The organism is Candidatus Binatia bacterium, assembly GCA_029248525.1.
In the GTDB taxonomy this organism is placed as follows: domain Bacteria; phylum Desulfobacterota; class Binatia; order UBA12015; family UBA12015; genus UBA12015.
The window spans coordinates 1-13,944 of the sequence record JAQWJE010000048.1; the positions used below are offsets into that span (position 1 = coordinate 1).

The 13,944-nt window shown below is 59.2% G+C and carries 12 protein-coding genes; 5 read left to right on the forward strand and 7 right to left on the reverse strand.

Going from position 1 to position 13,944, the window contains the following annotated elements; translation table 11 throughout:
* Positions 1-95: 95 nt before the first annotated feature.
* Both P8K07_11970 and P8K07_11975 read right to left on the reverse strand, forming a co-directional pair.
* Positions 96-299, reverse strand: coding sequence for a helix-turn-helix transcriptional regulator (locus tag P8K07_11970; GenBank protein ID MDG1959232.1), 204 nt, complete (start codon positions 297-299; stop codon positions 96-98).
* Between the two features lie 706 nt (positions 300-1,005).
* Positions 1,006-1,542: a hypothetical protein gene (locus P8K07_11975; GenBank protein ID MDG1959233.1), complete on the reverse strand. Its 537-nt coding sequence runs from the start codon at positions 1,540-1,542 to the stop codon at positions 1,006-1,008.
* Positions 1,543-1,669: 127 nt separating this feature from the next.
* Between P8K07_11975 and P8K07_11980 the strand changes: the two genes are divergently transcribed.
* Together P8K07_11980 and P8K07_11985 are read left to right on the forward strand one after the other, a co-directional pair.
* Positions 1,670-2,188: a hypothetical protein gene (locus P8K07_11980; protein ID MDG1959234.1), complete on the forward strand. Its 519-nt coding sequence runs from the start codon at positions 1,670-1,672 to the stop codon at positions 2,186-2,188.
* A gap of 13 nt (positions 2,189-2,201) precedes the next feature.
* Positions 2,202-4,619, forward strand: coding sequence for a hypothetical protein (locus P8K07_11985; GenBank protein MDG1959235.1), 2,418 nt, complete (start codon positions 2,202-2,204; stop codon positions 4,617-4,619).
* 363 nt (positions 4,620-4,982) lie between these two features.
* Here the strand turns inward: P8K07_11985 and P8K07_11990 are convergent, their stop codons facing one another.
* The gene (locus P8K07_11990) at positions 4,983-5,135 is read right to left on the reverse strand and encodes a hypothetical protein (GenBank protein ID MDG1959236.1); all 153 of its coding nucleotides are present in this window, start codon (positions 5,133-5,135) and stop codon (positions 4,983-4,985) included.
* A 34-nt stretch (positions 5,136-5,169) separates the two neighbouring features.
* Here P8K07_11990 and P8K07_11995 point away from each other — a divergent pair, with 34 nt between their 5' ends.
* Positions 5,170-6,561 (forward strand): hypothetical protein, encoded by a 1,392-nt coding sequence (locus P8K07_11995; GenBank protein MDG1959237.1) that lies wholly within the window; start codon positions 5,170-5,172, stop codon positions 6,559-6,561.
* Between the two features lie 641 nt (positions 6,562-7,202).
* Here the strand turns inward: P8K07_11995 and P8K07_12000 are convergent.
* Together P8K07_12000 and P8K07_12005 are read right to left on the reverse strand one after the other, a co-directional pair.
* On the reverse strand, positions 7,203-7,991 hold the full coding sequence (locus P8K07_12000) for a DUF1566 domain-containing protein (protein MDG1959238.1): 789 nt from the start codon (positions 7,989-7,991) through the stop codon (positions 7,203-7,205).
* Positions 7,992-8,531: 540 nt separating this feature from the next.
* Positions 8,532-9,116 (reverse strand): TlpA disulfide reductase family protein, encoded by a 585-nt coding sequence (locus P8K07_12005; GenBank protein MDG1959239.1) that lies wholly within the window; start codon positions 9,114-9,116, stop codon positions 8,532-8,534.
* A 182-nt stretch (positions 9,117-9,298) separates the two neighbouring features.
* Between P8K07_12005 and P8K07_12010 the strand changes: the two genes are divergently transcribed.
* Positions 9,299-10,150 (forward strand): PaaI family thioesterase, encoded by an 852-nt coding sequence (locus tag P8K07_12010; GenBank protein ID MDG1959240.1) that lies wholly within the window; start codon positions 9,299-9,301, stop codon positions 10,148-10,150.
* A 165-nt stretch (positions 10,151-10,315) separates the two neighbouring features.
* Positions 10,316-10,780 carry a hypothetical protein gene (locus tag P8K07_12015; protein MDG1959241.1) on the forward strand — a complete coding sequence of 155 codons (465 nt, stop codon included), beginning with the start codon at positions 10,316-10,318 and terminating at the stop codon, positions 10,778-10,780.
* A 147-nt stretch (positions 10,781-10,927) separates the two neighbouring features.
* Here P8K07_12015 and P8K07_12020 read toward each other — a convergent pair whose 3' ends face one another.
* Together P8K07_12020 and P8K07_12025 are read right to left on the reverse strand one after the other, a co-directional pair.
* A complete protein-coding gene (locus P8K07_12020) occupies positions 10,928-12,508 on the reverse strand; it encodes a hypothetical protein (protein ID MDG1959242.1) in 1,581 nt (526 codons plus the stop codon).
* Between the two features lie 211 nt (positions 12,509-12,719).
* Positions 12,720-13,772: a GDSL-type esterase/lipase family protein gene (locus tag P8K07_12025; GenBank protein ID MDG1959243.1), complete on the reverse strand. Its 1,053-nt coding sequence runs from the start codon at positions 13,770-13,772 to the stop codon at positions 12,720-12,722.
* Positions 13,773-13,944 lie beyond the last annotated feature (172 nt).

Sequence of the window (13,944 nt, forward strand, 5' to 3'; positions counted from 1 at the left end):
TGGGTGGAGCGCTTCGAGAGGGATCTCGATCGCACCGGCGACGACGGCGCCATGCGGATCTGGCTCCGCACCTGAAATGCGCGCGTCAGGCGCAATCAGTCAGGCTTCCACTCAAAGACGGCCTCCACCGAGACCCCCAGCACCCGAGCCAGCCGGAGCGCCGTGGCCACGTTCGGCACCACCCGACCATTCTTGATTCGGTTCAGGTGCCCCGCATCCAGACCGGCGGCCGCTGCCAGTTCGCTCTCGGCGAGCGCGCGCTCAAAAAGGATCTGATTCAAACGATTCGAAACCGGCATCGTATGCCACCCCCCTGCTGCCCGTCACCCTCCGAATCCGGCGACCTGCCTATCGTGCCTGAGCCCCGCAATCGCGGGCAACGCCGAAAAGACTATTCGCAGCCTACCCTGCGGGTAAGGGCTCGTTTCCCACCTCAGTTGGGCTGCGCGTTGCCGTGCGACCTGCGGTGTGGATATGACTGATCACCCATCGGCGGGGCTAACGGCTCGTGGCACCTGACGGCTCATCAAGCGGGCTCTTCGCGGCATTCGCCCGTCTGCGCCGAATAGGCTCATGGGGCGCCCTTCCCGCTCTTCGAGTCGCCCCCCTCGCAGGTCCATGGCTGCGACACCTGTCCGAATGGTGAAAACAGAGCCGCGAAACACGGTCAGTGCGAGGCGGTAATCCGGATCGCTAGGCGGACGGAACATCATCAGCGCGAGACGAGCCAGAGAGAGTACAATGGCAAAGTTCAGGACGGCGAGCAGGTCTCGTCGTGTTGGGGCCCTATCCGAGGTCCTATGAGTTCCACCGGCGGAGTAAATTGAAATCGCCCGCAAGGCTTTCTTGGTTTTTTCAAAAAAAACTCAGACCCCGATCCGAGCGAGGACTGCTGCTTGTTTTTGAATAAAATCCCTGGCCGAGGATCCATACCCTGCCGCAGGGGGGATGAGGGCAAAGCGGCACGCCGGGCCGCGCTGCTCGCCTATGGCTGGACGAACGTGATCAGCTCGCTGCCGTTTTGGCAGCGAGCGCCCGGAACTTTCCGATCAAATACAAAAAATACCCCAAATACAGTATTTGGAAGAGCGCCATTTCCGCATACAGAGATAATATTTGTTGGAGAGAACCTTCCTCGAATACACGCTCGATAAACTCCAGGAAAAAAGCTGTAATAAAGAGGTAGGGGATCACCACGACTGTCCAACGAATGGAAACCGGAAGAGTCAAGCAGGTCATACGAGCGATAAAATCCCCTCCGCTTCCCGATTGATTGATGGCAAAGCATCGCTTCGTCCCCCAAATGGTGATGATCAGGGAAAGAATCAAATCCGCAGCGGCCGGTCCGACTCGCAATTCGTCCGGCGACGCCGGAAAGGTCCGAACAAGAGTCATGACTACAAGAGCCCCACAACCCAGAAGCAGATAGTAGTAAAATTTTTGCTGCTCCGTAATTTTCTGGCTGGCTATATCGTCCAGCAGGCCTTCGATATTCCAGAAATACATTGCTCCCCCGTTCACGTTGCTTTGGGCCTTCCCCACGCGGCAGGCTCTACGCGATTCGACTTCATCCTTCCCCTGGAACGTATCCGACCTCATTCGGGTCTCAACCAAAAAAATGGGTTTCCCGAGTTTGCAAAACGTTCGAAAATTTGAGGGATCTCCCCGAATGAAAGCACCGACGCTTCTACTCGCCGCGGCCATGCTCTTTGCGGCCTCCTGTGACGACTCGGACAAGAACGGACCGGAGTATCTCTTTGTCCAAACCTCAAACGGGGCAAGCCTATACGACTCCACGCTGACGCTGGGCGGGATAAGTCCAAACACCGGATGGTTTACCGACCGCCCTTACCGAGAAGCGGGACAGATCCCGACCGAAGAGTTTATGGCTCTCTGGGATGAAGGCGAGAACTCTTTTGCAGACGACCCGCCAAATGCTGACTTCACCTGCACCGTCGATGGAGAAGTCGTCAACTACGCGGTCGAATTGCAGAACCCGCGAGAGCAGATTACCGGCTGCAATTGGGAGGTCTGTGTTCCCTACTATCTCTTGGTCTATGACATCGCGTTCATCGGGCCGGATGCCGCCGAAACATCCGGCGACTTTGAGTGCGATGGCCCCGGTCATTTGTTCATCGATGTGGAAATTTATAACCACCGGTTGGGTAATGGGGATAGACTTGAGTGAGGATAGCTTGATCATGGAACGAACCCCGACCGACCAAACAGGCACCAAAGACTTTGCCGACCGGCTTCCGCTCCCCAGCCATGCACGAGGGGTCCTGACTCTGGCCATGGAGAGGCTTCTCGCCGGGTCCGCGGCGGGCACGGTCAAGGCGATGCTCGAAGGCCAAGGGGCCGACCCGGCGCTTCTGCAGCCGTTCCGACTCATCGCGAGCCTGAGCCCCGCGCCGGATGCTTTGCTGCAGGCTCGTCATATCGCACTGATCCAGACCACCCATGCCGAAGACGGCCTCTTGCTCGTCCTCCAACCCGAGACGCCATCAAGCCATTCCCTGTTCGATGCGTGCCAACGATCCGAGCCCCAGAGCTACCGCGGCCGATCGATCCACGCACTGGCCGAATCTTCTCTTCGGCTCTGCGCCATCGAAGAAGACCTGATCCTCGTCGGACGAGAAGAACTGATCAGAAACTGCATCGACACCCGCGAATCTGCCGCCATCGATGCTCCGGCGATTGCCCCCTACCTCCCACACCTCAAGCGCGAGGAACCCATTGCTTTCGTCTACGGGCTGCCCGCCCTCTATCGCGACATCAAGGCCCCCGGCTCGGGAAAGGCCAGTCTGCGCGGCGCCAGGTCAATCCAGGGCTGGCTTTCCCTGGACCGCAGCGAGGTCGAAGGAGAAGTGGAGATTCACACCGACGGCGCGGAAACGTTGGCCGGCCGGTTCAACGACTTGAGAGCAGAGGCGATGACGCCTCTCACTCTTTCGGACGACGGCCGCGCCATGACGGTCACAATTCCGCCGACCCCCTTTGTGTCGCCGCCGGCCGAACAGCGGCAGTCCCTGGCTCTTCTCAAGAGCCTTTTCTTCGGCCTCGATGCCATTGACTATGCGGAGGCCGTAGCGCAGGGCGCCAACAACCCATGGATGAACTTCCACGTCGAGGGCGATCCCTACTCGATCTTCATCAATTTCGAATTTCGCGACCGCGCGCAGGTCGAGCGATTCGAAAAAAAAGAGCTTCCCGAAGGGTTCCGACTCGCCCCCTTGCGCATCCTCGAAGAGGATACGGACAGCTACTTTCTCGTGTTGAACGTCTACCAATCCTCGGGAGGACTCGTCAGCGGAGCCAGAGCCGAGTGGTCGGTTTTCGTCAAAGACCCTTTGACCGGCCAGCCCCGCTTTCTCGTCGTTCAGGCCGCCGCCGCCGATATGTCGGCCGATCCGGTGAACCTTCTCACCCATCCCGAACCCGTCAGCCACGAACTCTGCGATGGCAAAATCGTAAGCCATGTCGGCGTGGCTGGTGACGACGGCACCGAAGAGCGCTCCTATTTCACCTCGCGAATCGTCTGGCCCCAGGAGCCGGCCACCCCGGTGGCGTTCGCGCGCGAATTCGTCGCCGCCAACGACTACATCCACTGGGGCCACGGCGTGTGCGACCATACTCTCTACAATGCCTCGGAACATAATCGCGATGGCATCAAGATCGCCGACGAAGAGATCGAGATCGAAGACGAGTCCCGCTGGGAACAATACATCCACCCCACCCCCAAGCACAGCTACGTCTACCTGAACCCCCTCGAATTGGTGATCTCGGCCTGGTGGAACCTCGACGCTGACTATCTCGACATCACGGACAAACATCGCCAGACCCTGATCAAATTCAAGAACGACTTCTATCCCGGCATGGTTCTGGATATCGCAGAAAAGGCCATTGCCGGAGATGGCGATGCTCTGGCCTCCTTTACAATCCCCAACACCACCCCCTCGGCCTACTTCAATTTTCGCATCACCGATCTGGAAGGTTTCGCAAGCCTGGTGCAGCCGCCGAACGATATGAGTCTGCGGGCCATCCGAATTCTGGAAGATGAGACCACAGACGCCCATTATCTGACCCTCAGAATCTCTCAGACAGAAAATGCCTTCGAAGGTCCTCGTGCCGAGTGGATCACCTACGTCGAGACCGCAGACCACCGACCCGCGATGCTGATTCTCGACCTGCAGACCAGCGAAGTGACCGTCGACCCCCTCCACCTCTTGCGACTCCCCGCAGTCGTACACCACGAAATGGCAGAGAATACTCTGCGCTCCCGTCTCGAGTCCACAGACCTCGCCTTTCGCTCGTCGATCGACGTATCCGAAACTCAGGAAGTACTTCCGGATCGCGATTGGGTCGAGAGTGGCGATTGGATGCACTGGCCCAACGGCGTTCGCGACAAGGTCTTCTACGACGGCACCACAATGGCCACCCCGGTAGCCCGCCTCGACCCCGGCCACGTCGAGATCGAAGAAAACCGGACCCCCTGGCGTGCGTTTGTCTCCCCTGAACCATCCAGCATTTTCCTTCGCACCGCCCCGCAGGACTACGCCAGCAACCCATGGCACAACGTCCGCCCCCGGAGCACTGGAAAACCGGTGGACCCGAAATAGCGCCAGTCTCTAGCGTTGAACGAGTTCGGTTTCTCGTCCGCGGGGTATGACGCGGGACTCCCCATCTGGTGGCTTGGAGCGATTTTTCCGGGGTGAAATTTTTCTGCGAAAATCGTGAAATGCGGCAAGGGGTGAATACCGGATGCTCCGAGGGATTGAACCCCGGCAATCTCGATCCACTGGTCGAGGACTTGAAGAGTGGCCCGGGCGGCGGTTTTCGGTCCATATAGGCGGAGAAAGCCCCTAAATCCCTGCCGTTCTCACGTCGACTCAAACCCTTGCCTTGACAGCCAGAGCCGACTCAAACTACTCTTCCTGCATCGAGAAAACGCCCCCTCACCCATGCGAAATCCTGTAAACCCATCACCCCTCACCATCCCAAGGGCGTTTTCCCGACCCGCCATCACACCCACCGATACACGGATGGCCAAAGACCAGAAATGCGGTTTCGCGGTCCACGATGCCCTCGGCAAACTCCGAAACGGTGCGCCCGTCCCGGTGAACGGATTCGACCATTGAAAGCCTCTAAAATGCGTCAAAAGCACTAACGTTGGTGTGGGTTTCGTTATTCGCGCTCTGCAATGCGCGCTTGGCCAGCGCTGCGAACACTCTCCTGGATTTCACGAACAGTACACCTACTTTCAATGGTGATACGGATTTCAGCAATCTTCAAAACAACAACAATCTCGTAATCCGTTGGGGTTCGATCGCAAACGTAGGTGGCACGAATGTCGATCTGGTTGCGACGGTCACCGGGGGTTCCTACCAGGCGAATAATTTCAACCCACAGCCTGGCTTCGATGGCAGAGTATACTTGAACGGCCTGAGTGGCTTGACGGCTGCCAATTTTCGTTTCGGACGGATCAACCTGAGAAACAACTTCAGCGCAAACTTCACCTTTACGCTGGTGGACCCGAACAACAATGACAATGCGGTGTTTGCCGACTTTGACTTTTCAGTTCTGTACTTGGACACCGACAGTGATGAGCGGGTGACTCCAGCCAGTGGGATCGAATCCGTTCAACTTCTCAGCCGGAATGGCACGGCCACCTGGACAACCACCCCCGACACCGAGTTGAGCTCGACCTATCAAGCAACCACCCCCGCGGCTGACTGGTCCACTCCAGTCATCACCGCGACGCAACCCTTTTTTGGTGCCACCACGCCCGGAACGGGCGCGGACAATCCGACGGATCCGTTGGATTTGACCCCACTGCAGGCAAACCGGACAGCGTCGTTCAGCTTCTCAAACACTTCGTCCTTCACGTTAAGGCTAAGTATCGGGCCGTCTGGAACCGGCGATTTTAACGACGGAGGCCGCAATTTCCTCCTGACCGGCGGTGTTGACGCCGACCCGCCATTCCCCACCCCAAGCCCGAGTCCAAGCCCCAGTCCAAGCGCGAGCCCAAGCCCGAGTCCGAGTCCCAGCCCGAGCCCGACACCCCCAATACCGACGGTCACGCCTTCCCAGACACCGGGGGACTTCGAGTCGGTTTGCAATCACCCATGTGCATCGCGAGTGAGATTGGTCCGGAATCCAGCGCGGCTGGATATGCTCTATCTGCTTGCCGGGTTCTACCCCGAGGAGCCCTACGACCCCGTCCTTTGTGACTTCCGCATCTCATTGAGCAACGCGAACGGGCCGATCTACGATGGCTCACTTCTGCCAGGTGATCTGGTGCGGAAGGGAAGAAAAAACCTCTTCAGGGATCGTTTGGCACGAACGAGCCCGAGCGCACGGGATGGGATTAGCCTCACTCAGATGTCGCGACGGCCCGAGGGCTATTGGCGTTTCCAATTCCGCGCATTCGATGACCTCGATGCAGCAACCGAAACCGAGATGACCCTGCGGATGGAAACCTGTGGCAATACCTACGAGTTGACCACGGACTGGAACAAGATCCAGAACGGCTTCAAGCTGAATATCCGCACGATCCCCTAGCCATCGCACCCTGAGAATGAAGACTCGCGACGGGATCCCCAAGGGGTCGACATAGCGCCCTGGTCAGAGATTGCGCTGGAAGACGGGGCAGATGCCCTGATCCTCCACGTGCAATTGCACTTCTAGTAGCGCCGCGCCCTGACCCGCACCTGCGGATCGTTAAAAAAACGGCGACCAACACAAATCGATGTTGCCAACCAAAGCTGGGACCTGGAGGCGATCTCGGCAAAGCCCCCGGCTTGCTTTTGATTAAAATCCCGAGCCGGGGATCAATCTCCTGCCTACGGCGGTGAGGGGAAAGCGACACGCTGGCTTCCCTGGCCGCCTGCTCTCCTGTGACCGTGGTGTGACCGGTTTTGTCACCAGGCCCACCACCGCTTGTGCCCGCTGTGTGCCAAACTGGGGATAGCTCCAGACCACGCACGGCCAACCTGAGCATCGTGCCCCACTCAGCCAACACCGGGCAACGCATAAACGACCATTCGCATCCTACCTCGCGGGTAATGGCTCGCCTGCCTACTCAGGTGGGCTGCGGGTTGCCGTTAGACTTGCGGGGCAGCGGTGCCGTGCCCTTGGAAGACGTCATGCTGCCCGACCGATCGTCCCTGCGGATGCAGTGTCAGACAATCAGGTGAGACGGCTCAGAACCCGCCACGAACCGCGCGAACGGCTCGGGTGTCAATTTTATGAGCAGAGCCGCCGGGGAAACCTGTGTCGAAACCGACCACCCTTGCAACGCTGGGCACGCCGAAATTCGTCGTCGACGACCAGTACTGCAGGGGAGCAATATCGCCGGACGAAACAGTGGGGTTGTCGCCCGGAATCGTCGTACAAGAAGCCCCACTGCTGCAGCCCGGCGCGCTCGTGTCCACGATTGCCGCCAGCTCATCGATTGTCGGAAGCCTCCAGTCACACTCGCCCGCGAAGCACCCTGTAATCACTCCACCCGACGGCGCTTCACCCGCGTTCAACGCTCCCAGGAAATCCACGAACGCGGATCCATCCGGTTTCCCTGTTGAGCCGCTGCTCCAGGTGTAGAGATTGTTCTTGTCGTGAATCGATCCGTCGTCGGTCTTCATTTCCCACTGGAGGCCTGTGTTCAGATCGCGGACAGTCCCATCCCCGAGTTCGAGCCATCGGCAAGAAGTCCCCTTCTTCGCCGCCGCCTTGTCCGCGTTCGCCATCGCCTTATTGAACCGATCAGCGCACTTTGCCGGCTCAGGCACACCTCCCACTGCCGCTCTTGAAAGCTCCGAATTCAGACAGAGATTGCGCTTGCCCAGCGCAGTCAGTTTCTTCTTCTGGCACCGCTGCTCTGCGGTTGCAGCATGCGTGACGCCCGAGAGCCCGAAGCTCAGGACCGCCGCCCCTAGAATGATCCGAAGGAATCCCGTCGAATATCGGCCAAGTACGAGAAGGAAGGTGTTCATAAGTAGCTACCGGAAAAGAAGAGTGGCAGCATGTCGCTGCCCTCCATCCAGAGACTATCAAAAAACAGGAGAACGCCATTTTCGTCAACCGGAAATCACGAGCAGTCCGACGGCAGGAAACATGAAGGCCCTTTAGCGGGCTGTCAGAAATCCATACCCGGGATCGCAATTTCGATGAAAATCTCGAGCCGGGGAACCAATCTCCTGCCGCAGGGGGTGAGGGGAAAGCGGCACCTCTGGCCTCGCCGGGCGCCCTGCTCTCCTGTGACCATGCTGTGACCGTGGTGTGACCGGTTTTGCCACCAGGCCCCCCACCGCTTGTGCCCGCGGTGTGCCAGACTGGGGATAGCTCCACATCACTCAGGAACAGAAAGCTCCCGGGATTTCTGGCCCGGAAGCCTCCTGCTTGTGGTCGTGCGTTATGTCGAGTGATGTCCCGTATCAGCCCGCAATGAAGATCTGATGCAAACGATTCGAAATCAGCATGGCAGGCTACCCCCCATGCTTGGCTTCAGCCTTCGGGTTGAGCGCTACTCGCGCTCAATCCTCGTCGGCCACAGGCTTCTCGCGGACCCGGCGTTCCGCCATGATATGCTCGTTGAGTCGACCTACGAATTTTTTGAATCCATCCATCGTGAAACCACAGGATGCATCGATAAAATTGCCACGTGGATCAAAAACAAGTGTGGTCGGGATATACGAAACCCCCAGTTCATCAGCGGCACGGCCACGAGAGTCTCGCGTCAGCAGAATATCACCCCAGCCCTTCCATGACCGATAAGCTTTGCGGAGCGTTCGCATATCTTCGTCGAAATTGATGGCAACAACCTGCAGCTCATCGCTCCCCACCTGACGCTGAATCGAGCTGAGCAGCGGAAGCTCTTCGCGACATGGCGGGCAGTAGCTCGCCCAGAAGGAGACGACTACGAACTTGTCGCGCATCGATTCGAGCAGAACGTCATTACGGTCCATATCGCGGCCAAGGTAGTTGCCCACCGTGCCTTCCGGGATCGGTCGACATTCCTCTGCCTGAGCCGAGGCAGCAGCAGCCAGTAGCCCCAGCAAAAGGCCACCCAAGGCGATCCATCGCGAACCAATCCGATACCGAATTTTCGAAGCAGACATCGTCGAGAGTTTACCAAAGTTCCCATCCGGAGCCGAGCAAATTCTCCTTCAAGCACCGGAGCCGCCCAGAGCCTTCGGGGGTTCACACCCAACGCCACAGGCAGTGCGACGAAATCTACCGGTTGCCAATATCCCGCCCGCGGCCTAGTGTCGCCCCGGAAACCAGGAGAGTCGTCAATCTCATGAAAGAAATCGCCCGATGGATCGAAGACTCCGGCTACAGCAGCTTTCTCGGGGCCGAACTAGCCGAAATCGATAGCGAGAATGCCCGGCTGCGCCTCCCTTGGAATCCCGGCAATTCCAATCCCGGCGAGGTCCTTCACGGTGGATGTGCGGCTTCGCTGGGGATCCTCGGGGGACAGGCGGTCGCCCGCGCCGCGCTCGGGCCCGAAGCAGGCGGGTTCCATACAGCCCAACTGCAGGTCGCCTATCTCGCGGCCGCACAGAACGAAGAGGTGACGGCAGAGGCGCGCCTGCTGAGGCGCGGCAAGACCCTTTGCTTTGTTCGTATCGATGTCGCCACATTGGGAGGCAAACCCATCGCCTCGATCCTCACCACAGTCCGCGGTCGCTGCGGCGAAACGCCTGCGCGGACACCTGCTCACGGCGGCGACCATCGAGAGTCCGACCCCAGCGAAATCGGCGGCTTTATCGAACAGCAGCCTTTTATCGCCAATCGAAAACTACGGATTGAGCATATGACCGGAGGAACCTCACGCCTCTCGATGCCCTTTTCCGACGAGCATAACGGTGACGCCGAGGGAGGAGTGCATGAAGGTGCCGTCGCAGCCCTGCTGGATACCTGCGGTGCCATGGCCGCGTGGGCCGAATCCGGAATCGGCCCCTACCGCGCCTCAACCGTCTCCCTGCAGAGCGAGTCACTCGCCCCCGCACCGGACGAGGACTTGGTGGCCTACGGACGCTGCACCCACCGGGACGGCGACATGTTCTGGGCCGACGTGGATATTACGGTCGCGAGTACCTCAAATCTGATCGGCCGGGGGACAGTGCTCTACCGGATCGTCACCGCCTGAAGACAGTCCCGAAACTCATTGCGGCCAGCAGGCGACACGCAGCATTTTGGATTTGCAAACCCGCGAGACTCCGCTGATACTCGAGAGGGTCAGTGGATGTCGATCTGGGTGCAGACCTATGCTCCCGGCGAGTCATTTCAAAAAACCGCACCAGGAGGACCTATCGTGAGGCAAAGCTTCTTTGACGCCGACCGCTACAAATGGCGGGAGGTCGCAGGCGACCCAAGTCTGTCCTACAAAGTCCGTCACGACTACACGATTCTCGGCCACGACGAGGATGCGGGAACACTCGATATGGTCGTGCGGTGGAAAGCCGACGGCGGGCACTGCCCGATCCATCGCCACACCGCGACAACGACCGTACTCGTCCTCGAAGGCGAGCAGCATCTTTGGGATATTGGCCTCGACGGCCGCCGCGGTGACCATACCGTCCGGACCGCCGGAGACTACGCACTGACCGTCGGCGATCGCCTACCTCACCTGGAACGAGGCGGCGATCAGGGTGGCGTTGTCTTCTTCGGATGCCACGCAGATGATGGGGTTCTCTACGAAATCCTCGATGAAGACATGAAGGTCGTCTTTGCCGTCACCATCCCGGGCCTGGTGGCCGACTGGCAGGAAAACGCCTGAGCCAGAGGCCCTCCGGAAAAGCGGCTCGAGAAAATCCTTCGCTGTCGCTGGCACCACGCGCCCTGGACCGCAGACCCAGCTCTATTCGTCCCTGAACGCGCTCAGGCGCGGTGGCTGCCACATCAAGGGGGCCTGGATAGCGACACATCAACGGCCTTCCTGCTCTGGCGGCGCCTTTTCGACCAGCGCCAAAATTACGCCCGGAAACGCAAGCCGCTCGCGCTCTTCAGCCTGTCCATCCGTGACAAGCTGTTCCAGAGCCGCCACATCCTCGACAGAATAATGTGACAGCAGGAAGTACACACGACCATGACGGCGCAGTGTGGCCCTCATGGCTTGATACATTCGATCTTGATTGCCGGACTCCGGAAGAAAGCTCCGGCGCCCGAAGAACAGACCGCCAAAGCGTTGCCGCTCGGTCTCGTGGAACCGCGTGTAATAGTTCAGTGCCGGGATCGCGAGAATATTGACAGAAATATGAGTCTCATCGGGCGCACCCTTTGGCGAACGGGACCGCAGAACCTCCATCGCATCGACAATCTCCTGGCGCTGAGTGCGGTACTCCACGGGCTTACCGGTCCAGGCAGTCGTAGCCAAAGGAAACTGCAGGGCGATCAGCAGGCCGGGGACAACCCACTGGAGCCATACAGGTCGCGATCGGACAGCCGCATCCAGGCCGCTGCAAACGAGCAGCAGAATTGTCGGCACCATGAACAGGTTAATGCGCTCGACTCCGAACGACCACTTCCCAAGCAGCGCAGCGCCGAGCGGCACCAGAAGCGGGGCCGAAAGTGCCAGCGCCGAAATCAGGCGTTTCTCGCGGATCAGCACGACCAAGCCGACCCCGGCGGTCATGCCGCTCACCAGACGATAAAGCCAGTCCCCGAAACCAAAGGCGAGCGGCGACTGCAGACTGCTGAACTGCGACAGCGCCTCGCTCATCTTCATAAACGCCCATCTAGGAATCTGCACCGCATTCGCCCAGGGAGCAAACCCGTCGTGATAATTTACCATCGCGGGATCTTCCGCGCTCCCGCGCAGGGCGAGCCACGCCGCAACCGCCAGATAGCCGGTCAGCCCGAGCGTCAGAACGCCGAGCGAGCGCGCTCGGCGAGGCAAGCCGGCGTTGGCCTGTCCCCATGCCAACGCCCCGGCCAGTACCGGAGCTATCATTGCGCCACCGAAACTGAAGACCACTGCACCAATGGCAGATACGACGAAGAGCCTCACATACGGCCGCGCCTGGGTCCGCTCCCATCCGACCACCCCGACCACCATCGCGAGACAGAGAAAGCTCTCAATCGAGTAGGCCTTGAATTCCTTGGCATACACAATGAGCCAAGGATTTGCGGCAAACAGAACAAGAGCAGCAATCTGCATGGCTCGCGAACGCAGGAGCAATCGAGAGGCAAGAACGAACAGGGGCAGTGAGGCAAGTGACGGGAGCCAGGCAAGAAGCCGGACGGTCCACTCGGAGTTGTGAATCGAGAGCAATCCATGCTGCAGGTAGAGAAACCCAAGCGGCCTGTTGGTACCGGGGGAGCGAAGGAACTCTTCCATCTCTCCCCGTGCCGCGAGATTTGCGATCACCGCTTCGTCCACCCACAGATTCATGGATCCGACGCCGATCAGACGAAAACAGGCGCCGGCGACAAGGATCGCGAGAACCGTGGAGCGATAGAGAAGAGGCTCGCGCCACAGCGGTACGGATGCAACGGGGGATGACATGACGACTCTTCTTGGCTCACATGCCTTTCATGAGTCAAACGCGCAAAAGACCTCACAGCCTTCGGCTCCTGATCGTGCATTTAAAAGGTGGGGGGGTCGATCGAGCGCGATCCAGAGCGCTGGCGCTACTGACTCAGGCCAAGGCGCGGCAGATGGATTACAGCCAGAGGCAGCCAACCGCCGACCCATACCTGTTCGCAGCGATGATTGCCTATGGGTCCTCAGCAAGTAGCCAACGAAAAATGGGAACGAGCGGCCCGAACCATTTCAGCGCCCCTTCGGAAGTCTGGTGCAATCCGTCGGGAGAATCGCCCAGATCCGCCGGGTCGAATTCCGCACCGCCATCGACGAAGAGGACGCGGCCTTCGTCGGCCAGAACCGCGATGAGCTGGTTGGTGACCAGATTTTTTTCGTGGCGAATCGGATCCGTTGTGGGCGGAATCGCAATCAGCACGATCTTTGCCTGTCTGGCGATCCGCTGAGTTTCAGCGACGAGTCTGGCGATGCCTTCCGCGGTCGCAGATGGGTCGGCATCGAGTCCGTTCGACTTGTGGTTGTTGGTGCCGATCTGGATGGCAACTAGTCGAGCGCTTGGTTCAATGGTCCAGGTCCGATCGAGAAGGTGTTCTACACGATCGCCACTGACCGCGCCGTTGAGAACAGCATGGTCCCCCACCAGGGCCTCCCAGATAAATGCCTTTGCGGGGTCATTGAGCCCCCGAAGCTGGGAAACGATCGAATCGCCAAGAAAGACTCCGTCGGCAGCCCGGCCGTCAAGAACCTGCCGATGATAGTTCGCCTCGAAGGAGAGTCCGAAATTATCAGTGCGCGGGGACGGAAGGGCCGCGGCAGGCACAGGTTGTTTCCGTCCCTGGGCATCGGTTCGGTGCTCGGGTGCCCCGGAGGGCCCATAGTGAGTCAGAGACTCTCCGGTAGCAAAAAGACGCAGTCCCTCGATCGAGGCAAAGCTCCGCGGCAGTGCGGCCCCGAGAACTCGACCTTTCTCCTGCGAGAAATAGGCTTGCAGGCCATCGCTTTCGAGATAATGGGCAGAAGCGAGGCTTCCGTCCGGATGACGCTTCTCGCGAATGCGGACCGTGCTGTTCTGTGAAAAGACTTTGCGTAGTCCACCGGTCGGCCAGAAGATTCGTCTTTCAATCCTCTTGCGCGAATCGCAATCGGTGTAGGTGACACTCCGCAAACCCCCATCATTAAAATATTGCGTCTCCGCACAGATCTCTGCGGCGGCTGGACGAACCTCCACTAAACCTACCCAGAGGACGGCAGAAAAAAGCGTAGCCCAGGCCCGGACCACGGCCGTCACAAGAACTGCCGTCGCAAAACGATCTCGCCTTCGGGGATGGACATTACGCAACAAGCCAACCGTCTTGTGACTGAATAAATCGATGTTCGCAATCGCGTTTGCTTCGGAGAAT

What these genes read in the sequence shown, in the direction of transcription:
- P8K07_11970 (MDG1959232.1), bottom strand. Translation starts at nt 299, where the DNA reads ATGCCGGTTTCGAATCGTTTGAATCAGATCCTTTTTGAGCGCGCGCTC.
- P8K07_11980 (MDG1959234.1), top strand. Translation starts at nt 1,670, where the DNA reads ATGAAAGCACCGACGCTTCTACTCGCCGCGGCCATGCTCTTTGCGGCC.
- P8K07_11985 (MDG1959235.1), top strand. Translation starts at nt 2,202, where the DNA reads ATGGAACGAACCCCGACCGACCAAACAGGCACCAAAGACTTTGCCGAC.
- P8K07_11990 (MDG1959236.1), bottom strand. Translation starts at nt 5,135, where the DNA reads ATGGTCGAATCCGTTCACCGGGACGGGCGCACCGTTTCGGAGTTTGCC.
- P8K07_12000 (MDG1959238.1), bottom strand. Translation starts at nt 7,991, where the DNA reads ATGAACACCTTCCTTCTCGTACTTGGCCGATATTCGACGGGATTCCTT.
- P8K07_12005 (MDG1959239.1), bottom strand. Translation starts at nt 9,116, where the DNA reads ATGTCTGCTTCGAAAATTCGGTATCGGATTGGTTCGCGATGGATCGCC.
- P8K07_12010 (MDG1959240.1), top strand. Translation starts at nt 9,299, where the DNA reads ATGAAAGAAATCGCCCGATGGATCGAAGACTCCGGCTACAGCAGCTTT.
- P8K07_12020 (MDG1959242.1), bottom strand. Translation starts at nt 12,508, where the DNA reads ATGTCATCCCCCGTTGCATCCGTACCGCTGTGGCGCGAGCCTCTTCTC.